The organism is Bacillus cereus group sp. N6 (genome assembly GCF_016483705.1).
Lineage (GTDB): Bacteria > Bacillota > Bacilli > Bacillales > Bacillaceae_G > Bacillus_A > Bacillus_A wiedmannii.
In genome coordinates this window covers 23,431-49,503 of record NZ_JAEHBI010000036.1, presented here as the reverse complement: position 1 = coordinate 49,503, position 26,073 = coordinate 23,431, and the positions used below count along the sequence as shown (strand labels likewise).

Genomic DNA, 26,073 nt, shown 5'->3' with positions numbered 1-26,073 from the left:
TCTATTTTTCTTTACTAAAAATGTTTTTAAGTAAGTATCCTGCTCCTAGCCCAATTAGTACACCAGGAAAGGCATGATCCAATGTCATTCCGATCCCTGCACCTATAATGACGCATCCATAAATAATAATATCGCCTTGCTTCATCTAAAAACCTCCTATTTTTTTAATTTCTTTTATGAAATTGCTAAATAGTAGCTACTTAACAGTATATAAAATGACCCAACGTCAACTTCAAGTGTTTTTGATTTTTATTAATAAATTTATATAACTCTTTAACAGAAGGCTTAGTTTCGAAATGTTTTTATGGACTTATCGTTCCGAAAAATTTATACTAAATTATATAATAGGGGGTGTTGTTAAATGGGTAGAAAGATTAGTTTTAACAAAGAACATGCTTTAAATAAAGCGATGCATTTATTTTGGGAGAAAGGTTATGATGCTACGTATATTTCAGAGCTTATTGAGACAATGGGTATAAGTCGCTCTACTCTGTACGATAGTTTTGGAGATAAGGATGCACTATTTAAACTAGTTTTGGAACATTATAAAAATTATGGCTCTCAAAAGAGAAATTTACTTTTTAGTGGTATAAACACAAAAGCATCACTTCAATCCTTTTTTTATCAACATATTGAAAAATGTTATTCAGATGAAATTCCAAAAGGTTGTATTATAACAAATTCTTCACTGCTTATTGGACAAATTGATCCTTCCATAGAAGAGATACTCATAAATGATTTTAATGAACTTGAAAAAGTATTTAAGCAAGTTATCGAAGAAGGAAAAAAGAAAGGCGAAATTTCACAAGAGGCTGATACTGAATTAGTTGCATATTCTTTATTAAGTTTAAACCACAGCTTGAATATAATGTCCAAATATAAAAAAGAAAAAAATTTAGCCTATCGCCTAGTGGATAAGACTATTGCAGACCTATAGTCTTTCTTTTTTTAATGATTTAGGAATGAACGTTCCAAAAAAAGAAAGGAATGGTAAAGTTGAATAACAAGACAAATTTTCTAATATTTATTTTAGCGATTAGTTGTGGCTCACTTGCTGCAAATATTTATTATGCGCAACCAATTGTACAATTCATTGCAAAGGACTTGAATATCTCCTCTGATTTATCTGGATTGCTCACTACTTTTACGCAAATTGGTTATGGATTGGGATTGTTTTTTATCGTACCAATGGCAGATTTATTTAAAAGTAAGAAAATAATAGGGGGTCTTATCGGGCTTACTATTCTTTCATTAATTGGTGCGTTAATTTCGACAAATGGAATTGTTTTTTTACTATTAACAACTATAATTGGCATTGGAGCCTGTGCTGCTCAAATGTTAGTTCCGCTAACAATGAGGATTGTGCCTATTGAAGAGACGGGGAAATATGTCGGTAAAGTAATGAGTGGTTTATTGATTGGGATTATGATTGCTCGCCCATTATCGATCGGAATAGCTGAATGGTTTGGCTGGAGAATGGTATTTCTTTTTTCATTAATAGTCTTAGTTGCTGTCTTACTGTTAATTATAAAATTTTTACCCAACTATGAAGTGGTATCGACTAGTAACATGTTATATCCAAATTTAATAGCTTCTATGGTAAAACTACTCATACATACTTCTCCGTTACAACAACGAGCTTTTTATCATGCATGCTTATTCGCAACATTTAGCCTTTATTGGACAGTTATTCCCATTTTATTAAGGTCGGAGCCATTACATTTCTCAAATAATGAAATTGCATTGTTTGGATTTGTTGCAATAGCTGGAGCTGTATTAACTCCTACTATTGGTAAAATAGCAGATAAAGGTTATATGTTTACAATGACTAATCTATCAATGGTGCTCGTACTATTATCTGTTGTACTACTATTTTTTGTTCAAGATCATTCACTGTTTAGTGTGATTTTAATACTTATTTCAGGCATTAGCATCGATATTGGTGTAGCAGGAAATTTATTATTAGGTCAAAAAGTTATCTTTAGTTTGAATCCCGAGATAAGAAACAGACTGAATGGATTATATATGACCATCTTCTTTTTGGGGGGAGCCTTTGGTTCATGGGGTGGAAGTTATACGTACTATAAATTTAATAGTGAAGTAACTTTACTCATTGGAGCAGCTTTTCCTTTAATCGCCTTAGTTGTTCATTTCATAAAGAATAATACAAAAAAATTATCGGAAACCAAAAGTGAGTTCATATCATGACTATAGTTTAGTGTTTTTGATTGTAAGTTTTTTTGTGATATTATCCGCTGGAAAATGAATAATATCATCTTTTTTGTGTAAAAACGAACATTTTAATTATTTTTAGTTAAAATGTTCATATTTAGATTGCATGCACACTAAAAGTTTGATATATTACCAATATAATAATTTTACACATCATCACTCGTATATACTCGGTAATATGGTCCGAGCGTTTCTACCTAGTTCCCAATGAAAGAACTGGACTACGGGTTAAAGTATTCGGCCGTGCTATGTAATGTACGCTACCGATTTATAATTTTGCATGTGCTTAATTAACTTTGACTACCGTAGTTCTAGAAAGTAGAGATTCTTCTACAATTTCTAGAACTTTTTTGTTTGGACTAAAAGCATCGAGTATAGAAAACAACAAGAAAAAGAGGAGATTATTTATGAAGAAGAATACGTTGAAAAAATGTGCTGCCCTAGTAACTACTGTTGGATTGTCATTATCAATACTTGCGGGATGTAATGTGACTCCAAAACAAGTTGAGGCAAAAAGTAATCAACAACCTATTTTAATTCAAGGGCCAATGCCGATAGAGGCTGAGAAGTTTGCAAAAAGGTTAAAAAATGTGAAAGAAGAAAAGTCTGGAACTTTCGTATTTTATAAAGGCACTGTCGACAATTATCCTGTAATCGTAGCGAAAACAGGTAAAGGAATGGAAAATACAGCAGCTGCTACAGCAGTGGCTATTGAAAAATATAAGCCTAAAGCGATTATTAACCAAGGAACATCAGGTGGACACGATCCAAATTTAAACGTATTTGATATTGTTTTAGGAAAACAAGTAGCAAACATAGGTTCATTAAAAACAACAAATATGGATGAGAATCAAGGGATTGAACCGACAAAATGGATTTCAATGGACTTAATGGCTTCTGAAGGAAGTGCAGGAGAAGATCCAAATGCTGAGAAAATCCGATACTACGAGGGAGATAAGGATTTACTTGCAGCAGCTAATGCGGTAAAAGATAAATATACAAAAGGTAAAGTGGTTGAAGGGACTATAGGTTCAGCAGATCTTTGGAATAATGAAGTTGATAGAATTAAATGGTTCCATACAAAATACGGTACATCTGTTGAAGAAATGGAAGGTGCTGCCGCAGCGCAAATCGCAAAAGCTTATGACGTACCATTTTTAGGGATTCGAGTATTATCTAACAATAAAACAAACGGCGGAAAATACAATCCAAATACAGCGGCGGCAAATCAAGAATATGTATATGAAGTAGTTAAAAAGTATATAGATTCGATACCAAATAAATAGTAGTAGTTCTGTCTCAATATAAAAATGTTATCATTACTGCGCAATGTGTTGTGAACTCAGAATTACCAAAGTTTCTTTAATTAAAATAGATTGGTGCCTTACATGGTATCCAATCTATTTTTGTACTTATTTTTCAGAGGAAGAAGGGTTTTACACCAAAAAATAAAGACAATTATAGAAAAAGGAAAAGTCGAACGATTTATCAAATATGCATAATTGCATGAAAAAATTGAAATTTATAAGTTAACATTAAACTACTTTTTAATTGTAAAGAATATTTTAATAATCTTTACTAGAGAAGGATATTCCTTGAGAAGTAGATAAACCAAAAGTGTGGAAATAATACAGACTCAATAGAGTTTTGTATTAAATAAAAAGAAAAGGATGGGTATGGCTTTCTAAAAGTTTTTGGGGGTTAGAAAGCATTTTTTAGTTAATGGCTTCAAATTATATGTTAAAGGGGAAATGGGTATATGAAGTTTCGAAATACAAAGCTTGCTATGGTTACACTATCTTCATTTTTTATTTTAAGTACTGCATCTCTATCATTCACAGATATCATACACGGTGAAGTAACTTCTGCATCACCACAAGAGATTACTGTAAAAAGCTATGATGATACATATTATAATAATGCAATAGGAAAAACGGGTTTAGAGTTAAAGAAGGAACTTCATAATATTATTGATGATCATACAAAGTTATCATACAGTGCGGTTTGGGAAGCACTAAGAGATACTGATGAAGATCCAAATAATAAAAACAATGTGATACTCTTATATACTGGGCGTTCGCAAGGGAAACTTACGAATGGTTCAGGAGTTGATAATTGGAACCGAGAGCATGTTTGGGCAAAATCTCACGGTGATTTTGGAACGACTGCAGGAGCTGGAACAGATTTGCATCATTTAAGAGCGACGGATGTATCTGTAAATAGCTCACGTGGAAATCTGGATTTTGATAATGGTGGTGTGAATCATTCGGAAGCGACAGAATGTAAATATGATAGTGATTCTTGGGAACCTCGTGATAGTGTAAAAGGAGATATCGCTAGAATGCTATTTTACATGGCTGTTCGTTATGAAGGAGACAACGGCGAAATAGACTTAGAATTAAATGAAAAGGTGAATAACAATAAAGATCCATACATGGGCAAACTATCCGTTTTACTAAAATGGAATGAACAAGACCCTGTAGATGATTTAGAGCGAAAGCGTAATGAAGTGATTTTTACGAAATATCAACATAATCGTAATCCTTTTATTGATCATCCGGAATGGGTAAATAAAATTTGGAAGTAAAATACTTAAAGGTATTTTACTTTGAGAGAAGGGATTGATCACTATGATCAATCCCTGTTTATATCTATACTAGAATAAGTGATTTTTATAGGATTGGAGAATAGAATCGATATTTTATTAAGTAAAGTATAATATGAGTCTTTTAATACGGTCCCCACTCAATATTCACACCAACAATAAGAAAAATAAGTCCAATGATAAACCAAATGAATGCAAGTGGAGCCATAAATCGAATCCATTTTCCGTAAGAAATGCCGCTCGCTGCGAGTACTCCCATTAAAACACCGGAAGTTGGGTTGAGGCAGTTCACTACACCTTCTCCAAGCATAACAGCTTGTACTGTAACTTGGCGTGTAATGTGCATGAAATCAGCTAATGGAGCTAATATCGGAATGAAAATAACAGATTCTCCTGTCCCGGATGAAATGAGGAAATGTAATGCGGCACTACTTACATACATGCCGATAACGCCAAATACAGGGCTTTGTCCTTCGAGAGACTGTGCGAGTTGGTTAACGATTGTATCAAATAATTTGCCTTGGTCTAAAATGACTGAAATACAACGAGCCATTCCGACGATCAAAGCACCGTATATGAGATTTTGGCAGCCTGCTAGAAAAGTAGAAGCGATATCGTTCGCTTTCATACCACCTATTATTCCAGCTGTAATTGCTATGAAAATAAAAGTAGCGGTCATTTCTGCGTCAGTCCAATGTAGACGAAAAGCGCCTATTAAAAATACAATTAATGATAAAGCTGAAACGAGTAAAATTAATTTGTGACGTATTGTCCAAGGAACTTCAGTTTTCTCTAGTTCTTTCTCACTTGAAAGAGCATTACTTGGAAACCAGTTATCTCCGAGTATGCTTCCTTTATTCGATTTCTTCAAACGTTTTACGTACCAATTAATATATAAAATGGTAGCAATTAAAAAAGAGATATAAATTGCCGTGCGTAAACCGATCCCCGAAAACATCGGAAGTTCTGCAATTTTTTGTGAAATGCCTAAAGGTGAGGGAGATAAAATAGTAGCATTAAAACCAGCATAAGTGCCTAAATAAATAATTGCTACACCGACGATAGCATCCCATTTTAATGTGCGTGCAACGATGATACCGATGGGGATAAAGCCGATAACTGAGTTAACGATAATACCAGTCGTTCCGAGAATAGAAAAGAGTGCAGCGACAATACAAATGAAAAGTAATTGCTGATTACGAAATTTGTTAATAACATGATAGATTAAACCGTCAAGAGCGCCTGTTTTTTCAAGAATGGCGATGGCTCCACCTGTAAATAAAATTAAGAAGATGATAGGAGCAGCAAGTGTCATTCCTTTTTCAATAGCGGTAAAAAAAGAAACAAATCCTACCGGCGATTGTGGAACAGAATGATAACTTCCTGGTATTGTCGTTGTAACAGTACTGTTTGTAACTCTTTTAAACTCCCCAGCAGGAACGAAATATGTAGCAATGGCACAAAGTAAGGCAATAAAAAATAGTAGTACGTACGCGTCAGGCATTTTAAACTTTCGTTTACTCGGCTGTTTTTTTACATCGGTATGTAATTGCATAAAAAACCTCCTTTTTCACCTAGTTAATTTTCAATATTCTGAATCTTATCTGTGAAATAGATTATAATAAAGGTGGCTTCTTAAGGCAATAGTTTTTCTATCCTTTTCTTACACATACAAATTCTTGCAACATTAGACAGGGAAACGAAAAAAATCAAAGAATATGTTATATAGAAAGAATAAGGAAAAGAGGGAAAAAGATGTGGAAAACTACGGATCTATGTGATGAGTTTGAAAAGGATTTACAAATATGTCGCCAGTCTTTTCGGTCTTTTGGGAAGAAAGAACAATTTCACGGGAAAATTGCAACGGTAAAAGTGAAGGATGATAACGTACTAGTGAAGGAAGGATTGCAAACATTACCAGAAGGAACGGTATTAGTCGTTGATGGCGAAGCGTCTACGAATTGTGCGTTACTTGGCGATAATTTGGCAGCTATTGCAGAAGAAAGAAAGCTGGCAGGAATTATTGTGAATGGATATGTTCGTGATTCTAGTGAACTAAAGAATATTAATATTGGTATTTTAGCGTTAGGAACGATGCCAAATAGAAGTATAAAAGAAGGAAAAGGAGAGCGTGGTATTTCATTGCAATTTGGACAAGTAGAATGGAAGCCGAATGAATATGTTTATGCGGATGAAGATGGCGTCATTATTAGTGAAAAGAGTTTGCATCGTTAAAGGATAGTAAACTACTATTCTTAGAAAATAAATCCGATAAAGCATGGACAAAATTCTTTGTCAATAGTAAAATGATACAGAAATTTATAATTAACAGAATGTATAGGTTTATCGTTTTACGATAACTTGAATGGAAGTCAGTTTTGCCTAGAAAAGTGAATGTTATCACAATGATACGTTCATAAACAAAATTATTTTTCCTATACAAATATAGCCGCGAATGATGCGGGTAGGAGGTGTTGCACAGTTTGTTCGACACTTACAAAAAAAGAGTGTCAATTGCACGCCCTTGAAGGGCCTTTTTTTGTGTAAATAGTAGTAAGGGAGGAAATTTTGGGATGGCAATGTTGAAAAAATGGCTGCTTACGTCGTTAATGGCAGTTACACTCGTATTTGTTTCTTTTGCGAATACAGTACATATTACGTTTGCTGAAGGAAATACAGCAAAACTTGCAATTATTGGTGAATCACAAAAGGGCATTATGTTATGCCCGAAAGAAGAGCAAATTACAGATGGGGAAACAGCTTTAAGTTTGCTGCAAAAAGTCATGGGGGACAAAGTAACAGCAGAGACGATGTCGTTTGGAACGTATGTTAAAGGCATTGACGGCTTAATGGCTGGGGACACAAGCGGCTGGTTGTATGATGTAAATGATAAATCTGCAGAAGTTGGAGCAGATAGTTATAAATTAAAGTCTGGAGATGTTGTTGTCTTTCGTTTTGTTGCAGACTGGAGCAATATGAGCCAGGAAACATTACAGCAAACATTAGATAAATTTGGTACTTGTAAAACTGTAGAAGAACCAAAGACAGATGACCCAAAACAAGAAAAACCAGAAGAACCAAAAACAGATGATCCAAAACAAGAAAAACCAGAAGAACCAAAAACAGATGATCCAAAACAAGAAAAACCAGAAGAACCAAAAACGGATGATCCAAAACAAGAAAAACCAGAAGAACCAAAGACAGATGATCCAAAACAAGAAAAACCAGAAGAACCAAAAACAAATGATGAAAAGGTAGAACAACCAAAGCAAGAGAACATTCAAGTTCCAGTAGCACAAGTAAATGACGCGATCTTTAAGACATCTGAAAAGATGTTACAAGATGGAATTGAAAGTGATTGGGTAGCTTTAGGCCTTTCTCGTTCTGGAAAGAATGTTCCAATTGAGGCGAAATTAAATTATGTTAAGTCAGTAACTGAAAAAGTAGAAAAGCGCATTAACCGTTTTTCAGCGACAGATTTAGCTAGAACGATTATTATGATGAATGCAATGCAAGCAGACCCTACAAAGGTTGGCGAACATAATTTAGTTCAAAAATTGTACGAATCAGATAAAGTGAATTCTGTTACAGGTTATACATTTGCTTTACTTGCATTTGATACGAAGAAATATGAAGTGCCAGTGAATTCAAAATGGAATCGAGTTGCTTTAGTAGATGCGCTTTTAAACTCACAGCATACAGATGGTGGCTGGACTTACGATAGCGCAAGCAGTAAAGACAGTGCTAGTAGCGTTGATGTAACAGGTATGGTTTTATCAGCATTAGCTCCTTATCAAGAACGAGAAGATGTGAAACCCGCTGTGCAAAAGGCTGTTGCCTATTTATATAACGAACAGCTAGAAAACGGTGGTTTTTCTGCTGATGGACAAGAAAATTCTAATTGTGTTGCACAAGCAATTATTGGATTATCTCTTGTACAAGATGTAGATCAAAATCGTCTACATAAGGCAATGCAAAATCTACTGTCATACCAACTTCCAAATGGTGAATTCAAATGGTTACCAAGTGATCAAAACGGTAGCGGAATGGCTACAGAGCAAGCATTCTTAGCTTTACTTCAGTTTAAAGATCTTGGAAAATCGATTTATGACTGGTCAACTGTATCTGTTCCTGAAATTGATACGAAACCAAATGTGGATGCAGAAAATATTGTAGTAGAAAAAGAAGTTACTGAGCAACCAGAAGAACAAAAACAAGTACAACAAGAAACGAAAGATGACACGCTAAAAGTTGTTGTCGATAACGAACCAGTTAAAAGCAAAAAGTCAGGAAACGGTAGTACGTTACCAAAAACAGGAGCATCTTCTCATAGTGCAGCTACAGAAGTAGGTATGGGTGTATTATGTATTGCTTCTGCATATGTATTATGGAGACGTAAAGCAGCTTAACAAAAATTAGGAGCAATCATTTGCTCCTAATTTTTAATATGAAAGGTGAGAGACAACATGAGTAAGATGAAATGGTTTATTTCTTTAATGCTTTCACTTGGGCTACTTGCCGGGTGTGAAGAGGCAGCTGTAAAGCCTGAGAAGAAAGTAGAACCAAAGCAAGAAGAGGTAGCAAAACAAGAAGAGAAAAAAGATGAAGCGAAACCGGAAGAAAAACCGGAGGAAAAACAAGCTGAACAAGAGCAAAAGCAGCAAGAAGAGCAGAAAGAGAAACAAGAGCAAAAAGTAGAAGAGAAGCCGAAAGAAGAAAAGGCACAGGCACAACCGGAAGTAAAGAAAGAAGAGAAACCTCAGGAACAGCCTGCTACAAAGCAACCAGAACAGCAAAAAGCACAAGAAGAGAAACAACCGAAAGCGCAAGAAATAAAAGAAGAAGCGAAGGTTGTGAATCAGCCGGAAGAAACACCGAAGCAGGAGCAGAAGGTTGATCCGAATAAAGAGCAACAAGCAACTGTACCAACGCCACCAACACCGGTACCAGATCCAGTACCGCCAGTGCCAGATCCAGTAATACCAAAACCAAAACAAGTCACTATCTCAGTAAAAGGTGATAAAGGGTACTTATTAGGTGCGAAAAAAATGGATGTACAAGAAGGCGATACTGTTTATAAAGTATTGCAGCGTACAGGTTTAGATGTGGATGCAATGGGCTCTAAAGGTGATATTTATGTAAAAGGTATTAATGATTTATATGAAAAAGATATTACAGATACTAGTGGATGGAAATATCGTGTGAACGGTGCGTTTCCAAACCATAGTGCAGGTGTAGTAACAGTTAAACCAGGAGATACAATTGAGTGGGTGTATGTATTAAAATAAGAAAGGCATTCGGTAAAGGACTATGAAAATAAGTTTTTCTTCTTTACATCCTTTTGTGAATTTTTTCTATTATATCGGGGTGATGACACTATGTATGATGTGTCTTCATCCTCTTTTTTTAATTGGAGCAATACTATTAATCGTCATAATCAATATAATGCAAGGGAATAGTGAAAAGATAAGAAAGATGTTACCGAGCACAATCGTTTTCTTTTTTATGGTCATTTTATTTAATTCGTTATTAACACATAGAGGGCGAACTACGTTATTTTGGTTAGGTGATAGCCGTATTAAGCTTGAGGCGATTATGTTTGGAGTAGTAATGGGATTATTATTAGTTGCGATTATGTTTACGTTTGCTTCGTATAATGATATTATTTCGAGTCATAAATTTTTATATTTGTTTTCTAGAATTTCACCGAAAGTAGCATTGTTAACGATGATTACGGTGAGGTTTGTTCCTTTGTTTATGAGGCGATTACAGAAAATAACACTCGTTCAAAAAACGAAAGGTGTACAAGTAGACGCAGGTTCCATTGTAGAACGGGTGAAAAATGGTATGCAATTGCTGCAAGTATTATTAATTTGTTCATTAGAAGATGCGCTGCAAACAGCAGATTCTATGCAAGCCCGTGGATTTGGTGTAACGAAGCGTACGACATATATTCGGTATAGAATGGAAAGACGAGATTGGTATACGCTCAGTTATTTAAGTATTCTACTTATCATTGCTATTATATGTAATACGTATGGCGGGGGAAAGCTAATCATTTATCCGAGAGTCGAATCTATTCTATTTCAGCAATACGATGGAGTGATGTTCGGAGTATTTATGATGTTTATTAGTCTACCAATTATAATGGAAGGAAAGGAATGGATATGGTGGCGCATGCAGAAATAAACAATTTATCATTTGTATATGCTGATGAAAACGAATATGCGTTACAGCATATTTCTCTTTCTATTCAAAAAGGAGAGTTTATTGCACTTGCTGGAGGGTCAGGCTCTGGAAAGACGACTTTATTGAAACATTTTAAAAAGGAATTACTTCCAATCGGTACACGTTCAGGAGAAATTTTTTATGATGACGTTTTATTAGAGGAAGTACCTGATTTATTATCTGCACAAGAAATTGGTATGGTATTTCAAAATCCAGAAAATCAGCTCGTAATGGATACGGTCATTCAAGAATTAGCATTTTCTTTAGAAAATATCGGGTTACCATCACAGATTATTCAAAAACGAATAGCAGAGCTTATTAGCTTCTTAGGATTTCAAGATTTATTGCATCAATCTGTTCATACGTTATCTGGTGGACAAAAACAACTTGTCAATTTGGCTGCGGTACTAGTTATGCAGCCAAAACTATTATTATTAGATGAACCGACGGCGCAGTTAGATCCCATTGCTGCGAAAGAGTTTTTAGGATTGTTAAAACGTATTAACGAAGAACTTGGTATTACGATTGTGTTAAGTGAACATCGTTTAGATGAAGTGATCCCACTTGCTACGCGCGTTATTTGTATGAATAATGGTCAAATCGTGTATGATGGAAATCCTAAAACGGTTATCGCGAACATGTGGGAAGTAGAAAAATTCCGTCCATTTATTCCGCAAATTCCAAGATTGTTTTTAGAATGGAATGCGGAAGATATTCCGTTTACAGTGCGAGAAGCGCAAATGAAACTGAATCATTTTTCAGCGATATCATATGTGAATGAGCCAATAGCACAAAGTGAAAAGCGAGAAGTCATTTTAAGTGCAGAGCATATTTCGTTCCAATATGAAAAAAATAGTCCACTTATTTTACGAGACTTAACCGTATCGATTGAAAAAGGAAAATGGGTAGCTCTCGTTGGAAAAAATGGTACAGGTAAGTCTACACTGTTAACGATTTTAGCTGGATTACAAAAAGCGAGAAGAGGGAAAGTAAAGTGGAATGGGAAAGTGATACATAAAATTGATTCGAAAGAACGATTTAAAAGGATCGGGTATGTATCGCAGCATCCGTATTATCATTTTACATTTGATACAGTGTGGGAAGAAGTGTATGAACGTGCACGAGAGTTATACGGAAAACAAGGAAAAGAAATAGCAGAAGATATGTTGAAGAAGTTTTGGTTGTATTCGCTTAAAGAACGCCATCCGCATGATTGTAGCGGGGGAGAGCAACAACTACTTGCGTTATGTACAACGTTATTATCAAAGCCGACTTTATTGTTACTTGATGAACCGACAAAGGGATTAGATCCGTGGAAAAAAGAAAGAGTAGGAGAGCTATTTAGAAAGCTGCAAAAAGAAGGTACAACAATTGTAATGGCAACGCATGATATTGAGTTTGCAGCGAAATACGTTGATCAATGTATGATGTTATTTGACGGAGCAGTCATTATGAATGATGCACCGAAAGAATTTTTTAGTGGAAACTTCTTTTATACAACATCTATCAATCGATTCATTCGAAAAGAGTTGCCATATGCATTAACTTGGGAGGATGTGTACGAAGCGTGTCCAAACGATATGTTGCATTCATAATATGTATTTTTGCAGTAATAATAGGCACATTACTCTTTACTACACTTATCATGGACGGTTATTACATGTTAAGTAGTTTGTTTTTATTAGTTGTTATTATGTTACCGTTTTATATCCGCTTTGAAAGAAAGGCTTTTGTTTCACGTGAAATTGTGCTCGTTGCTGTGTTAGCGGCAATTGCAGCAGTTAGCCGCGTACCATTTTCGATATTGCCAAGTGTACAACCGACTTCATTTGTCATTATCGTTTCTGCAATTGTGTTTGGGAGTGAAACTGGTTTTATGATCGGTGCAACAGCGGCTATCGTATCTAACATCTTTTTAGGACAAGGTCCGTGGACGCCGTGGCAAATGTTTTCATGGGGTATGATTGGTTTTATAGCTGGATTATTACGTAATACATTTTTAATGCGAAAGCTATGGGGAAGACTTCTATACGGATTGTTTGTTGGATTTTTATTTGGCTGGATTATGAACTTATGGGGGCTTCTCGGTTTTATACGTGAGGCAACGTGGGAAGCTGTCATTTCGTATTATATCGCAAGTTTTTATTTCGATTTGAGCCATGCGATTTCGAATGTTGTTTTCTTACTATTATTTAGTACGTCCTGGATTACGATTCTTACAAGATTTAAAAAGAAATATGGCATATTAGATAAGCATAACATGGCATAGAAAAGCATACTCATATAAGGTAGGGTCGCGACTTACATATTCGTTTGCCTCTTTCATGCTTCTTACATATTGTAAGGAGCATTTTTTATTGTCAAAAAATAGATTCAATATATATCCGTTATTATATAAATTTATTTGTATAATAGTAGGTGAGAACTATTTTCAAAAGGGAGGTGTATAGTTAATGAAGTTAGTTATTCCGAAGCAACATGGTGCATGGGCCATGCTCGTTATACCATTTCTATTAAGTGTCATACTTGGGAAACCTACTATGTATCATATTCCATTGTTTTTAGCTTGGTTCTTTATCTATTTAGCTACGTATCCATTTCTTACGTACATAAAGCAAAAACGAAAAAAAGAGTTTTTACATGCTGCAATTGTATATTTTATCATCGCGTTCGTATTTGGGATGATTTCTCTATTATATGAATGGCGCATTCTTTTATTCATAGCAGTAATGATTCCATTATTTATAGTAAATATGTATTACGCCCGTCAAAAGAATGAAAGAGCGTTACTAAATGACATTAGTGCAATTATTGTTTTCTGTATTGGTGGTTTAGTTAGTTATTATTTTTCAATGAAACTGATAGATAAAACAGCACTATTTATTGCGCTTATTTCATTTTTATATTTTTTAGGAAGTACGTTTTATGTAAAAACGATGATTCGCGAGAAAAATAACCCGAAGTATCGTCTTATATCATGGGGGTATCATATTGTATTAACAGTCATTGTCTTTGCTATCAATCCGTTGTGTTCTCTTATTTTTATACCGAGTGTCATTCGAGCAATTATATTGTATGGCAAAAAAATTTCTATTATAAAAGTAGGGGTTTTAGAAATTGTTAATTCTGTATATTTTTTAATTATAACGGCAATAATTATGAAGTATGCCATTTGAAAAAGCTTCCCACCTTATGATGGGAAGTTTTTTCAATCTTGTTCTAAAATATGAACCGTGTAATCGCAGCGTTGAATAGCTTGTTCGATCGCATAAAGGGATTGTTCAATACGAGCGCGATTAAAATCTTTTTCAACAGTCTGTAGCGCTTCTTCTAAACAATGTTTTGCTTCTTGTAATGATTGAAAAGAATTTTGGACATATCCGCGAGCATTTTCGTGCATTTCATAATCCTCCTTGCATATTCATATATGTATAGTATGAACAGTAAGGAACAAAATATAATTTGTTATATTTGTTTGACAATTAGAATGAAATTACGTATAGTAAGAATTAAGTGAATATTTTCTTATCCAGAGAGGTGGAGGGACTGGCCCGATGAAACCCAGCAACCGCGATGCAGGTGCTAATTCCAGCAGAACATATTTGTTCTGGGAGATAAGACGAAGATATATACGTAACTTCTTCTTATCGGAGAGGTTTTTTTGTTGCAAAAAAACCGATTACGAAAATTTATATTAAGAAGAAAGGGGTTGCGAAGTACTGTGACACTCGAAAAATACGTAAAACTGCGTAGTACAGTTTATGAATATATGATAGAGCAAGATAAGCCAATATCATTGTTAGATATTCAAGAACATATCGTTTCGCATCATGAAGGAAAATTCACGAAAAAGATGTTACATCAATTTTATTTATCAAGACTATTAGATGAACTGAAACTGGATGGGAAAATTACATTAGCTGATGAATATCTCTATACTGAAAAAGGGGTATTTTATAAGGCGGGAAAAGGGAGCTAAGCTCTCTTTTTTTGAAGTATGTAGAGTAAAAGACTGCTTGAGCAGCCTGATACAAGGGAATGGTGTTGAGTGTGTAGTGTCAAAGATTGAATGTGCCTGAAAGAGGCACTTCGTATCGGCTGCAAATGAAAAGAGACACCTCCGCCGAATAGGTGTCAGTCATTTTGTCATATAGACTTGCTATTTGACAGTTATTAGAATAACATGCAGGGGTTGTGGAAGTCAAAAGGGAATTAAAGGAAGAGGTGTTGTTATGTACGCTTATTTATTAAAAGATTTATATAGGTATATTCCAAAACACATTATTGATAGAGGGTATGAATATTATGAAGAAGGACATGTAGAAGATGTTGAAATACATAATAATAAAGTATTTGCGTTTGTGACTGGTAATGCAGGGAATTATGAAGTAGTGATTGAACTGGAGGATTTTTCGGAAAGTAGCTGTGAATGTCCATATGAAAACTATTGTAAGCATATGGCGGCAGTTGTTTATGATATTCAAAGTGCTGGTGAAAGTACGGTGAAAGAGAAACTGAAAGATTTAGAAAAGGAAGAGTTACTCACAGTATTAAATCGTTTATTGCAAAGTTCGAAAAACGTGCAAATTGTAGAGAAGATGTTAAAGAAGGGGAAACTTTAACTTATAGAGGGAGTTGTTTTGTAGTGAATGTACTAATTGTATACGCTCATCCTAGTCCTTCCAGTTTTAATGCGGGGATATTAAAGCATGTGCAAAAAGGATTACAAGAAACAGATCATTCGGTTACGGTACTTGATTTATATAAAGAACAATTTGATCCAGTCCTTGTATTTAATGAGGAGAAGAAAAGACGTGATTTAGTAAATGAAGAAGAAACAGCCCGGTACAGAACGTTAGTAAAAGAAGCGGATACGCTTCTCTTTATATATCCGATATGGTGGTGGGGGATGCCTGCTATTTTAAAAGGGTTTATTGATCGCATTTTCGTTGCTGGTTTTGCTTATAAATATGAAGGAGCTCTGCCGAAAGGTTTATTGAAAGGGAAGAAGGCATGGGTAATTAATACGTTAGACTCGCCATTATGGTACGTCGCGTTATTATATCGATCAGCAGATTGGATTATGATGAAGAGAGGCGTTTTACGTTTTTGCGGCATTCGCGATATAAAACGGTCAGTTTTTCAATCTGTGAAAACGAGTAAACAAGAGAAGCGGGAAAAGTGGTTATTACAAATAGAAGAAAAGGCTCGTACATTATGAATGAAATCGATCGTATTCTAAACTGTTGTGGGTATGATAACGAACTTTTGCGAACGTATATTACATGTTTACTTCAATTGAAAAAATGTAGCGAAACATTTCAACAAATGACGATTCAATTAAGAAATGATTATCTAATAAGAGGGATTTGTGAAAGAGAAGTTGATGAGGTGGTAAGAGGAAGTAAAGAATATGAAACATATTTTCTTCCTAAAGCGTTACAGTGGAAGTTCCTTAAGAAAAATCCACATTTAATTGAAAAAGTATGTGAAGATTTTTTTGCATTTGAGGCGTTATATCTTACGGAGATAGAGTGGGAGACCGTGATAAATTGCACGGGAAATAAGTGATTTATTATGTAAAAAAGCTAGCATAAAACTAGCTTTTCGTTTAAATAAATAAGAAACATAGACTAATGATGAATCCTGCATATAGTAAGTTCACAACGCAAAATCCCATAATATCACGAGCACCTAAACCAGCTATCGCTAATGCCGGTAATGCCCAGAATGGTTGAATTAAATTCGTCCAAGCATCGCCCCACGCAATTGCCATTGCTGTTTTTGCTGCAGGTACACCAAGTTCAGCACCAGCTGGAATCATAATAGGTGCTTGCACAGCCCATTGGCCGCCACCAGATGGAACGAAAATATTAACGATGCCAGCACTTAAAAAAGTAAAGAGTGGGAAAGTCGTTTCGTTTGAAATGCTAATAAAGTAATTCGAAATAGCCCCTCCAAGTGAAAGTCCTTCACTATTCGCTCCAATCATCATCCCCATAATTCCTGCGTAAAACGGAAATTGAAGTAAAATGCCAGAAGCACTTTTTGTAGAATCTGAAAAAGCGCGAATATATTGAATCGGAGTACGGTGGAAAATAAGTCCAGCAATTAATAACATAAAAATAACGATGTCTAGCGTAAGGTTAAAGCCTTTCGTATAAAAAAAATTGAAAATATAAATGAGACCTAACAATCCAACGCAAAGTGTAATAATGATGCTATTTTCCATTTTTTCGGCGAATGTATTGTTTCCTACTTCTTGCGCGGCAGCTTCTTCATGGAATACGCTAGGATCTACCGTTATCGTATGTTTTTCATCTGGATGCATCGCTTTATTAATGAGAGGCATCGTAACGAGAAAAATAATAACTGGTACAAGTGCGTATGGTGAGAATAACGTTTCTGTTATTGGAATCGCTTCTTTAATACTTCCAGCTGTCGTTTTAATTAACGTTTCGCCGCCTGTTGCTAACGTAAGAGGAATAGAAGCAGAAAGCCCCGCATGCCAAATGAGAAATCCAGAGTAAGAAGAGGCAATGGCTAGTCTATAGTCTAACCCTTCAAGCTGCCGTGCTACTTCTTTTGCATATAAAACAGATACAACAATACCAAATCCCCAGTTTATGTATGCCCCTAGTAAACTTACGATTGAAATAGCAATAATACCTTGTCCATTCGTTTTCGGTAGTTTTGCCGCTTTCGTTAATCCTTTTTTAATGAGAGGCGCGTTTGCTAAAGCAGATCCTGTCACGAGTACAAGTGCCATTTGCATAGAAAAGGCGAGTAGTCCCCAAATGCCATTACCCCAGTGATTAATCATTTCCACAGGTGTTTGGTGAGTCGCAAACATGCCGAAGAAAATAACAAAAACAGTTAATAAACATGATAAAATAAACGGCTCTGGCAAGAAACGTTGCACTAAGGCGACGCAACCATTTGTAAAAGAACGAAACAAAATAGATCAACCTCCTATATGTATTACAATTATTCGAGGTTGATTCGTTCATAACCTTTTATAATTAGAAAATTCTGATATTTTTAGAGGGATTGAAATATTGTCAAGAAGAGTAGTACCACCATCACCCTGACAGAAAAAATTGCTTTTCCTCAATATGAAATATTGCATATAAAAATGAATTGATGCAAATGCAAAAGCTTATTATAATGAAAGCATAAATATACAACACATCTTAATACAGCAAAGAGGAGGAAGTAATATGGAAATCGCAATGGCAGTTTTAAAATTTTTAGGTGGAGTAATTCCTTTAGTTCAAGAACTTTTAAAAGCGTTTATGTAAGGTTATTAGTTAGCTATCATATATCAATCATTATTATATCTTACTAAAAAAGAACGGGGTGATTTTTCTGAATAATAAGAAAAATACCAAAAGAAGAAAGTTCCTTGCGTGTTTATTAGTTAGTCTATGCACGATTCATTATTCGTCTATTTCTTTTGCAGAAACACAAACCGGTAATGCAACTGACATAACTAAAAATGTTAATGGCATTAATACTGGTATAGCAAACCTTAAATATAATAATCAAGAGGTTTTAGCTGTAAATGGCGATAAAGTAGAGAGTTTTGTTCCGAAAGAAAGTATCAATTCAAATGGTAAATTTGTAGTGGTGGAACGTGAGAAAAAATCACTTACAACGTCACCAGTCGATATTTCGATTATCGATTCTGTAGCGAATCGCACGTATCCAGGAGCTGTACAACTTGCCAATAAAGCCTTTGCAGACAATCAACCGAGTTTATTAGTTGCTAAGAGAAAGCCTTTGAATATTAGTATAGATTTACCTGGCATGAGAAAAGAAAATACAATCACTGTCCAAAATCCGACATATGGTAATGTGGCTGGAGCAGTAGATGATTTAGTATCTACTTGGAATGAAAAGTATTCCGCAACACATACGTTACCTGCAAGAATGCAGTATACAGAATCTATGGTTTATAGTAAATCACAAATCGCTAGTGCTCTTAATGTTAATGCGAAATATCTTAATAACAGTTTAAACATTGATTTTAATGCAGTTGCAAATGGAGAGAAAAAAGTGATGGTGGCGGCATATAAACAAATATTTTATACTGTAAGTGCTGAACTACCTAACAATCCATCCGATTTGTTTGATAATAGTGTTACTTTTGATGAGCTAACTCGTAAAGGAGTAAGTAATTCAGCTCCACCTGTTATGGTTTCAAATGTAGCTTATGGTAGAACGGTTTATGTAAAATTAGAAACCACATCTAAGAGTAAAGATGTACAAGCTGCTTTTAAAGCTTTACTTAAGAATAACAGCGTCGAAACGAGTGGACAGTATAAAGATATTTTTGAAGAAAGTACCTTTACTGCTGTCGTATTAGGTGGAGATGCGAAAGAGCATAACAAGGTTGTTACAAAAGATTTCAATGAAATCCGAAATATCATTAAAGATAATGCTGAATTAAGTTTTAAAAATCCAGCATACCCAATTTCATATACAAGCACTTTCTTAAAAGATAATGCAACTGCTGCTGTTCATAACAATACAGATTATATCGAGACGACAACTACAGAATATTCAAGTGCTAAAATGACACTTGATCATTACGGTGCTTACGTTGCTCAATTTGATGTATCTTGGGATGAATTCACATTTGATCAAAATGGGAAAGAAGTATTAACACATAAAACATGGGAAGGTAGTGGCAAAGACAAAACGGCTCATTACTCTACAGTTATCCCTCTTCCACCAAATTCAAAAAATATAAAAATTGTAGCAAGAGAATGTACAGGTCTTGCATGGGAATGGTGGAGAACAATTATTAATGAACAAAACGTTCCATTAACAAAGTTATTAATGATTGCATTTCCCATTATTAAATCCCCATAAATGTAGCCTATCTTAGGTTGATAGTGATGCATGGTGCCTCCATGTATATAAATGCATTTTGTCGAAATTATTAAAAAGGGGAATTTTTCTATTTGAAGAACTAATAATTGATTGTCAATATGTATTAGAAATCTCAATCTAAACTAAAGGAGAACAAAATGGGACAAAACAATAAGGGCTTTTCTGAAACAGGATTGCGCAAAATGCGCAATATATTGGCGCGGCATGTCGATTCTGGAAAGATTCCTGGGCTCGTCGCCTTAGTCAGCCGAAACGGCGAGACGTATGTCGAAGCGCTTGGAACAATGAGGCATGATGGTGGTGCACCAATGCGTCGGGACACGATTTTTCGATTGGCGTCCACTAGCAAGCCAATCGCAGTTTCACCAGTAATGGTTCTGCTCGATGAGTGCAAACTGCATTTAGACGACCCAGTAGACAAATGGCTACCGGAACTCGCCGACCGGCAAGTGTTGAAACAGCCCGATGGCCCGCTAGAAGAGACCGTCCCAGCACGACGTCCTATCACTGTACGAGACTTGTTGACCTCCACATTCGGGCTCGGAGTGGATCTCACGTTGATGGGTTCTCCAATCATGAACGCGTTCTTCGAGAGTGGGATATTCGACACGCCAGGTCAGGATATGCCCGATCCAGATGAGTTTATGCGTCGCCTAGGTGCACTTCCGCTAAGCTATCAGCCCGGAGAGCGGTGGCAGTATCATATCAGTATAGAAGTAATCGGCGTTCTTGTTGCCAGGGTCACGGGTCAGACGTTCGAGTCGTTCTTGCGCGAACGCATATTCGATCCGCTAGGAATGAAGGACACTGGATTCTACGTACCTCAGCTCAAGATTGATCGGCTTCCACCAGCCTTCAACCCCAATCCGCAGACAGGTGAATTCATCGTGTGGGATGAGGGGGCGGGTGGACGTTACAGCAAACCTCCAGCATTCCAAGCAGGCGGTGGTGGACTGCTTGGAACCGTCGACGATTATCACGCGTATTTGCAGATGCTTTTGAATAAAGGGGTGCACGATACTAAACGGATCTTGTCTAGGCCCGCAGTCCAGCTGATGACCACCAACCGTCTTACTCCGGAACAACAAGTATACCGAGACGATTTGGCCAAAAATAACGTCCATTTGTCGTTCGGACAAGGGATCCAAGGTGGCTGGGGCTTTGGGATGGCGGTGCGTACCTATCTTGGAGACTACGCGTCTATTGGTCAGTTCGGCTGGGATGGTGGAACCGGTACTTCAGCTTACGCTGATCCAGATAAACAGTTTATTGGAATTCTGTTCACCCAGGTTGGGATGTCCACTCCGGCCCCATCGCATCTTATCCAAGACTTCTGGACCACGACCTATCAAGCGATCGAAGACTAGGGTATCGTTTAAAGGAAAACGCCAAGACGGATAGATAATCATAGGCTTGATGGCCACGATCAACACCATGGTTAAAAGTTAGGATAGGACCGTGTTGGAAGTACTGCGGTAATAGTTGGGCATTATTAATAATAGCACAACAAAAAATCCCCTTGGATGCAAGAGGATTTTTTTATTGGGAATAGTAAGGACGAGAGGAGGTGCATTACATATGGGAAAAGGTAGAAGTAATAATGCTGGTAAAAAGCAACCGAATTTCGATGATTCATCTAATTTCGCTAAACAAAGCCAACCGACAGAAAAGAAGAAGAAGTAAAAAAAGGATCTCTCTTGATAAAGAGAGATCCTTTTTTTAATATATTGACGTTTCGGCACAACATATCGATTGCTCAACCAAATAGTCATTATAGTCATTCAGGCAAGGCTTAAACTCCTTCGAATGGAAGTTAATTTAATATTATTGCCCTGCTTTTTATAATGCTTCTTCACGTTTACCTTATTTAAAAAGCCAATAAAAAAAAGACACGTTTCCTAAATAAACGAGCTCTTAATGGAGTATTATCTTTATTTTGAGCATTTAATAAAATTCTCCAATTTATATTTTACTCTAATAGTCTATGAAATTTAATTAATTAAATGTAAAATTTATATAGTAAGTTATAAAAATTTATGAAGAACTTTAAATATATTATTCTACAATTAGGCCAAATTATAGAGTGCAAGTTCTACTAGGCTTAAAACTATTGAGAAACATGAGGAGAGGATTACATTGACTATTTATGAGCAATTTATAGAGGCTCTTAAAGAAAAGATAGGCGATACTGTAACATCTGCAGAGATAAAGGACAGATTAATAGCAAAATTTAATACGAAACCGGGGAGTATTAATCCTGCTGATTATTGTTATAACCGTTATAACAAAGGGAGAGCTGTTAATAAAAATCTGTTTATATATATAAATAAAAAAACTTTTAGATATGTAGGTGAAAATTATCCTTATACAGGATTAGTTTTTCACAAACCTAAAGGGACAGATTGTGAATCTGTTGTAGGTGAGTGGGATAATGGGAAACTTCTTGTCTATGGGGATAAGGATAAAATAGGAATCTCACAAATTAAAAAGTTATATGAGGCATATTTTGAAATGTTACGATTTGAAATGAATGTTCTTGGTTGTAAGGCGACTGAATTAAGGCATCTTATAGGTCGTCTAGGTGAATTTTTTTGTGTTCTTTATACGAATGGTGAGCTATCCAAAGTGACGAATCAGCATGGATATGATGTCATTAAAGATGGACGAAGAATAAGTGTTAAAACAACTGCCCAAGAAAAAGGGTTTATCACGATCAATCAAAACACATTTGACCAATTTGATGACTTCTTTGTAGTTCAGTATAAAGATGATGAGTTGAAAGTATTATTTTATGGGCCAAAGGAAGAACTTTCGGCGCTTAGACCATATGGGAATAATTATGAGGTCGATATAAATTCTTTAAAGAGAATAGAAAAGACACTATGATAAGAGTGTCTTTTCTTATAGTTTTTTAGCAGAAGCAAGCAGCTCCAACGATGATTAACAAAATAAACAATACAACTAATAAAGTAAAACCTTCAGCAAAATCGCAACTACCACCAAATCCCATAATAGTTCCTCCTTTAATAAGAGGGAACAACAGGGGGATGCTCATGTAATTACATTCTAAACAAAAACATATTTGGAGCCACTTGGCGTTCTTATCATTAATTTTAACTTTTTGTTCAGGAATACAAGCTCTAGCATTTTGGACAATCCGTTTAGATTTCGATATTTCTTGGTGGATTCCTAATTTATATTTATTAGTTTACCCATGCTTCTTTTTAAAAAGTGTTTGGAGAGAGTGTGGATGGTATGACAGTAGCATGAGAAAAGAAAGAAAAGAATTCATTTAATAAAAGAAAGACAGGGGCTTTAAGCACATTCGAATTCTAGATCAGTTTTTTCGCTAGCCTTACAGCAGAAGTTAAAACAGAAGCTAAACAATTTTTGAAATGAAAATAGCCGATGTTTCCTTAACATAGGAAACATCGGCTTGTATTATTTATATTGAGTTAGTTTACGTTTCTGGAATAATTGTAATAGCGACGGTCCGAACAGGAGCCTCTTTTTCGTCACCTTTACTTTGGGTATGGTAGTATTTATTCATTAATTCATTAAGTTCGTTTTGAAAGTTCATAAAGTGTTCTTCATCTAGCTTTAATTCCACTACAGAAAAAGTAGCATTATCTTCTTGACTGTTTTGTTCCTCTAATTTTTTAAGGTAACTTTGATATTGTGTCATAAGTGATAATTGGTAATAGGAAATGTAATTTAACTTTTCCTCATCACATAATCCTTTCCACTCACTTCCTTCAATTTTTGCATCTTCTTCATTGATTGCGTAATATTTTTCAGAAACAGATTTTACCTTTTTTTCGTTAATTACATGGACGATATCAGAATCAACCATAGTTTGTAGATGTCTATATAGAGTTGCTTGTGGTACATTTTTAATGATTTTTACCATTTCTAATGGTGTTAGTCCATCTTCTTTATTTCTCATTAATACTTGGCAAATTTTCATTCTTACTGGATGCATTAAGATTTCAACTTTATTACTCACTATATATCACCTTATTCATTATTTATTCTCATTATAAATAATGAGAATAATGTTTGCAATGCATCTGCTCTTGATTTATCATTATTATTATCAATAATGATAATGAGTTTAGGAAGGAATGATAAAAATGCAACTACATTATGGATGGAATGATCTTAAAGACATGGATATTATGGCGTTTCTCCCAATCATATTGCCAGTTATTGCAGTCGGGGTACTTTTAGTTTTCATTGCACTAATTGATTTATACCGACATAGAAAAACAAGAAAAAATGTACTTGTATGGGCGCTAATTATTCTTTTTGTTAACGTATTGGGACCTATTCTATACTTTGTTATAGGGAGAAAGGACAGTGAGAAATTATGAAATTAGAGATTAGAAATGTAACAAAATCATTTAAAGGGAAAATTGCTGTCAATACTTTCTCAATGGAACTGCAATCAGGGGAATGTGTAGGGTTAATCGGACCAAATGGAGCGGGGAAATCTACATTAATAAAAGTGATTTCGGATATTATTAATCCAGATGTGGGTGAAGTGTTATTGAATGGGATAAAAATATCAAAAATGAAAAGGGAAATTGGCTACTTACCGCAATACCCTAATTTTTTTCATTGGATGACAGCGCGAGAAACCCTTATGTTTATGGGGCAACTTTCAGGGATGAAAAAAGAAGCATTGTCAAAGTCGATACCAAAAATTTTGGAGAAAGTTGGATTAAGTGGGGAAGAAGATTCGAAGGTGAGTACCTTTTCTGGTGGAATGAAACAAAGACTCGGTATTGCACAAGCATTACTGCATAAACCGGCGCTTATTGTCATGGATGAGCCAGTATCCGCATTAGATCCAATAGGTAGAAGGGAAGTATTAAATCTCATTGAAGAAATAAAAAAAGATACGACTATTTTATTATCAACCCATATATTGAGTGATGCAGAAGAAATCTGTGAACGATTTGTCATGATTAAAGATGGAACAAAGATAGAAGATACAACAATTACTGAGCTTTTACAACGTAATAGCGAAAATAAATTAATCATTGAAATTACAGCTAAAGATCGAGAGTGGATTGACGTTGTAAAAAATTTGCCTTATGTGAAGGATGTAGAAGTGATTGGACTTAAAGTCAAAGTGAAGGTTGAAAGTATCAAAATAAATAAAAATATGTTACTGCAAAATGCACTCGAACATAAAGTGGACATCGTTAAGTTTGAAATAAACAACGATACTTTAGAAGAAATTTTCTTGAAATTGGTGGTGCAAAAATGAATAACTCAATGATATTGATAAAAAAAGAATGTGTTCAAATGTTACGTGATTTTAAGATCATTTGGCTACCAATTGTTTTTATATTTTTAGGGGCAACACAGCCAATAGTAACGCATTACTTACCATCCATTTTAGGAGCATTAGGTGGAGGGCAGGGAATTACCATCGATCCAAGTATGACATCACAAAAAGGAGGCGAAGTATTAGCGAGTACTTTGGGGTCTCAGTTTGATCAGCTCGGACTTATGATTCTAGTGATTTCTATGATGGGTGCTATTCAAACAGATAAAGCTAACGGTATGTTGGCCTTTATTTTAACGAGACCTGTTACGGTTACTTCATATATAGTGGGGAAAATAGTATCAAATTATGTAATAGTAGCGCTTAGTGTAATGATTGGATACTTTACCTCTTATCTATATACAAACTATCTTTTTACTGTTGTTCCGTTTTCGCACATGATTACTGGATTACTATTTTATTTAATTTGGGTTCTTTTTATCGTATCTTTCACAACAATGATAAGTGCTATTTTTCACAGTCAAGGTATTATTGCACTAATTTCAATTGTTGTTCTTTTAGCTTGTAGAATAATCGTCGGTTTGAGTCCAATAATAGATCAAGTTAATCCAGCCAGTATGAGTAAACACGCAATGGAAACGTTAGTCACAGGGGGAGTGAATGCAACTGCAATGGTCAATGTACTACTAACGATTATTTGGATCTTATTGACACTCTTCGTGACAAATTATTGGATTGCTAATAAAAAATTCACGTATGAATAAGAAAAGAATAATCGTGATGAGGGGATTTATTAAAATAAATACCCCAATAA

General features: G+C 35.3%; 27 protein-coding genes, 1 pseudogene and 2 riboswitches. Of the genes and pseudogenes, 22 read left to right on the top strand and 6 right to left on the bottom strand.

The annotated features are described in order from the left end of the window. Window position 1 precedes the first annotated feature (1 nt). Complete coding sequence (locus JDS99_RS21750; RefSeq protein ID WP_179196846.1) at window positions 2-145, bottom strand: hypothetical protein; 144 nt, start codon at window positions 143-145, stop codon at window positions 2-4. Between the two features lie 216 nt (window positions 146-361). Here JDS99_RS21750 and JDS99_RS21745 point away from each other — a divergent pair, with 216 nt between their 5' ends. The 4 genes from JDS99_RS21745 (at window position 362) to JDS99_RS21730 (ending at window position 4,819) form a co-directional block, all read left to right on the top strand. Continuing rightward, window positions 362-937 (top strand): TetR/AcrR family transcriptional regulator, encoded by a 576-nt coding sequence (locus JDS99_RS21745; protein ID WP_088064033.1) that lies wholly within the window; start codon window positions 362-364, stop codon window positions 935-937. A gap of 50 nt (window positions 938-987) precedes the next feature. Beyond that, on the top strand, window positions 988-2,208 hold the full coding sequence (locus JDS99_RS21740) for an MFS transporter (protein ID WP_199695702.1): 1,221 nt from the start codon (window positions 988-990) through the stop codon (window positions 2,206-2,208). Window positions 2,209-2,372: 164 nt separating this feature from the next. Then, a riboswitch (purine riboswitch) is annotated at window positions 2,373-2,476 on the top strand. A 163-nt stretch (window positions 2,477-2,639) separates the two neighbouring features. Then, window positions 2,640-3,518 carry a 5'-methylthioadenosine/S-adenosylhomocysteine nucleosidase gene (locus tag JDS99_RS21735; RefSeq protein ID WP_199695701.1) on the top strand — a complete coding sequence of 293 codons (879 nt, stop codon included), beginning with the start codon at window positions 2,640-2,642 and terminating at the stop codon, window positions 3,516-3,518. Between the two features lie 473 nt (window positions 3,519-3,991). Further along, window positions 3,992-4,819, top strand: coding sequence for an endonuclease I family protein (locus JDS99_RS21730; protein WP_199695700.1), 828 nt, complete (start codon window positions 3,992-3,994; stop codon window positions 4,817-4,819). Between the two features lie 142 nt (window positions 4,820-4,961). Here JDS99_RS21730 and JDS99_RS21725 read toward each other — a convergent pair whose 3' ends face one another. After that, window positions 4,962-6,392: a YfcC family protein gene (locus JDS99_RS21725; protein WP_199695699.1), complete on the bottom strand. Its 1,431-nt coding sequence runs from the start codon at window positions 6,390-6,392 to the stop codon at window positions 4,962-4,964. 200 nt (window positions 6,393-6,592) lie between these two features. Here JDS99_RS21725 and rraA point away from each other — a divergent pair, with 200 nt between their 5' ends. The 7 genes from rraA to JDS99_RS21690 all read left to right on the top strand — a co-directional run bounded on the left by rraA (window position 6,593) and on the right by JDS99_RS21690 (window position 14,241). Further along, window positions 6,593-7,072, top strand: coding sequence for a ribonuclease E activity regulator RraA (gene rraA / locus JDS99_RS21720; RefSeq protein ID WP_088064029.1), 480 nt, complete (start codon window positions 6,593-6,595; stop codon window positions 7,070-7,072). A 338-nt stretch (window positions 7,073-7,410) separates the two neighbouring features. Next, on the top strand, window positions 7,411-9,246 hold the full coding sequence (locus tag JDS99_RS21715; RefSeq protein ID WP_199695698.1) for a DUF4430 domain-containing protein: 1,836 nt from the start codon (window positions 7,411-7,413) through the stop codon (window positions 9,244-9,246). A 57-nt stretch (window positions 9,247-9,303) separates the two neighbouring features. Next, window positions 9,304-10,125, top strand: a complete 822-nt coding sequence (locus JDS99_RS21710; protein WP_199695697.1) for a DUF4430 domain-containing protein — start codon at window positions 9,304-9,306, stop codon at window positions 10,123-10,125. Between the two features lie 22 nt (window positions 10,126-10,147). Beyond that, complete coding sequence (locus JDS99_RS21705; RefSeq protein ID WP_199695696.1) at window positions 10,148-11,026, top strand: energy-coupling factor transporter transmembrane component T; 879 nt, start codon at window positions 10,148-10,150, stop codon at window positions 11,024-11,026. Next, a complete protein-coding gene (locus JDS99_RS21700) occupies window positions 10,999-12,660 on the top strand; it encodes an ABC transporter ATP-binding protein (protein ID WP_199695695.1) in 1,662 nt (553 codons plus the stop codon). The genes JDS99_RS21705 and JDS99_RS21700 overlap by 28 nt, the downstream gene beginning before the upstream one ends. Then, entirely contained in the window at window positions 12,633-13,334 is a 702-nt protein-coding gene (locus tag JDS99_RS21695; RefSeq protein ID WP_060487721.1) for an ECF transporter S component, read from the top strand. The genes JDS99_RS21700 and JDS99_RS21695 overlap by 28 nt, the downstream gene beginning before the upstream one ends. Before the next feature lie 184 nt (window positions 13,335-13,518). Next, entirely contained in the window at window positions 13,519-14,241 is a 723-nt protein-coding gene (locus tag JDS99_RS21690) for a YwiC-like family protein (RefSeq protein ID WP_088122671.1), read from the top strand. A gap of 32 nt (window positions 14,242-14,273) precedes the next feature. Here the strand turns inward: JDS99_RS21690 and JDS99_RS21685 are convergent, their stop codons facing one another. Further along, window positions 14,274-14,465: a hypothetical protein gene (locus JDS99_RS21685; protein WP_000545003.1), complete on the bottom strand. Its 192-nt coding sequence runs from the start codon at window positions 14,463-14,465 to the stop codon at window positions 14,274-14,276. Window positions 14,466-14,587: 122 nt separating this feature from the next. Continuing rightward, a riboswitch (SAM riboswitch) is annotated at window positions 14,588-14,686 on the top strand. 40 nt (window positions 14,687-14,726) lie between these two features. Between JDS99_RS21685 and JDS99_RS21680 the strand changes: the two genes are divergently transcribed. From JDS99_RS21680 to JDS99_RS21665, 4 genes are all read left to right on the top strand, one after another. Beyond that, window positions 14,727-15,044 (top strand): hypothetical protein, encoded by a 318-nt coding sequence (locus JDS99_RS21680; RefSeq protein ID WP_002096439.1) that lies wholly within the window; start codon window positions 14,727-14,729, stop codon window positions 15,042-15,044. A 253-nt stretch (window positions 15,045-15,297) separates the two neighbouring features. After that, the gene (locus JDS99_RS21675) at window positions 15,298-15,687 is read left to right on the top strand and encodes an SWIM zinc finger family protein (protein ID WP_088122670.1); all 390 of its coding nucleotides are present in this window, start codon (window positions 15,298-15,300) and stop codon (window positions 15,685-15,687) included. 23 nt (window positions 15,688-15,710) lie between these two features. Further along, on the top strand, window positions 15,711-16,286 hold the full coding sequence (locus tag JDS99_RS21670; RefSeq protein WP_199695694.1) for an NAD(P)H-dependent oxidoreductase: 576 nt from the start codon (window positions 15,711-15,713) through the stop codon (window positions 16,284-16,286). Beyond that, window positions 16,283-16,636, top strand: a complete 354-nt coding sequence (locus tag JDS99_RS21665; RefSeq protein WP_199695693.1) for a group-specific protein — start codon at window positions 16,283-16,285, stop codon at window positions 16,634-16,636. Before JDS99_RS21670 ends, JDS99_RS21665 begins: the two co-directional genes overlap by 4 nt. A 40-nt stretch (window positions 16,637-16,676) precedes the next feature. Here the strand turns inward: JDS99_RS21665 and JDS99_RS21660 are convergent, their stop codons facing one another. Further along, the gene (locus JDS99_RS21660; RefSeq protein ID WP_199695692.1) at window positions 16,677-18,023 is read right to left on the bottom strand and encodes a short-chain fatty acid transporter; all 1,347 of its coding nucleotides are present in this window, start codon (window positions 18,021-18,023) and stop codon (window positions 16,677-16,679) included. Between the two features lie 401 nt (window positions 18,024-18,424). Here JDS99_RS21660 and alo point away from each other — a divergent pair, with 401 nt between their 5' ends. From alo to JDS99_RS21645, 3 genes are all read left to right on the top strand, one after another. Beyond that, window positions 18,425-19,942 (top strand): anthrolysin O/cereolysin O family cholesterol-dependent cytolysin Alo, encoded by a 1,518-nt coding sequence (alo, locus tag JDS99_RS21655; RefSeq protein ID WP_199695691.1) that lies wholly within the window; start codon window positions 18,425-18,427, stop codon window positions 19,940-19,942. Window positions 19,943-20,100: 158 nt separating this feature from the next. After that, entirely contained in the window at window positions 20,101-21,330 is a 1,230-nt protein-coding gene (locus JDS99_RS21650) for a serine hydrolase domain-containing protein (protein ID WP_199695690.1), read from the top strand. 769 nt (window positions 21,331-22,099) lie between these two features. Further along, window positions 22,100-22,849: a DUF7225 domain-containing protein gene (locus JDS99_RS21645; RefSeq protein ID WP_199695689.1), complete on the top strand. Its 750-nt coding sequence runs from the start codon at window positions 22,100-22,102 to the stop codon at window positions 22,847-22,849. 25 nt (window positions 22,850-22,874) lie between these two features. Here the strand turns inward: JDS99_RS21645 and JDS99_RS21640 are convergent, their stop codons facing one another. Beyond that, on the bottom strand, window positions 22,875-22,973 hold the full coding sequence (locus JDS99_RS21640; RefSeq protein WP_088064019.1) for a YjcZ family sporulation protein: 99 nt from the start codon (window positions 22,971-22,973) through the stop codon (window positions 22,875-22,877). 49 nt (window positions 22,974-23,022) lie between these two features. On the opposite strand from JDS99_RS21640, the pseudogene JDS99_RS21635 reads away from it, so the two are divergent. After that, window positions 23,023-23,259: pseudogene (locus tag JDS99_RS21635) on the top strand (DUF5360 family protein); the annotation flags it as partial. Between the two features lie 164 nt (window positions 23,260-23,423). Here JDS99_RS21635 and JDS99_RS21630 read toward each other — a convergent pair. Next, entirely contained in the window at window positions 23,424-23,969 is a 546-nt protein-coding gene (locus JDS99_RS21630) for a transcriptional regulator (protein WP_088064018.1), read from the bottom strand. A 127-nt stretch (window positions 23,970-24,096) separates the two neighbouring features. On the opposite strand from JDS99_RS21630, the gene JDS99_RS21625 reads away from it, so the two are divergent. Genes JDS99_RS21625 through JDS99_RS21615 form a run of 3 tightly spaced genes read left to right on the top strand, consistent with a single transcriptional unit; the run spans window position 24,097 to window position 26,023 of the window. Continuing rightward, the gene (locus JDS99_RS21625; protein WP_087984180.1) at window positions 24,097-24,336 is read left to right on the top strand and encodes a PLD nuclease N-terminal domain-containing protein; all 240 of its coding nucleotides are present in this window, start codon (window positions 24,097-24,099) and stop codon (window positions 24,334-24,336) included. Beyond that, on the top strand, window positions 24,333-25,238 hold the full coding sequence (locus tag JDS99_RS21620; RefSeq protein ID WP_199695688.1) for an ABC transporter ATP-binding protein: 906 nt from the start codon (window positions 24,333-24,335) through the stop codon (window positions 25,236-25,238). The genes JDS99_RS21625 and JDS99_RS21620 overlap by 4 nt, the downstream gene beginning before the upstream one ends. Then, on the top strand, window positions 25,235-26,023 hold the full coding sequence (locus JDS99_RS21615) for an ABC transporter permease subunit (protein WP_088064016.1): 789 nt from the start codon (window positions 25,235-25,237) through the stop codon (window positions 26,021-26,023). Before JDS99_RS21620 ends, JDS99_RS21615 begins: the two co-directional genes overlap by 4 nt. Window positions 26,024-26,073 lie beyond the last annotated feature (50 nt).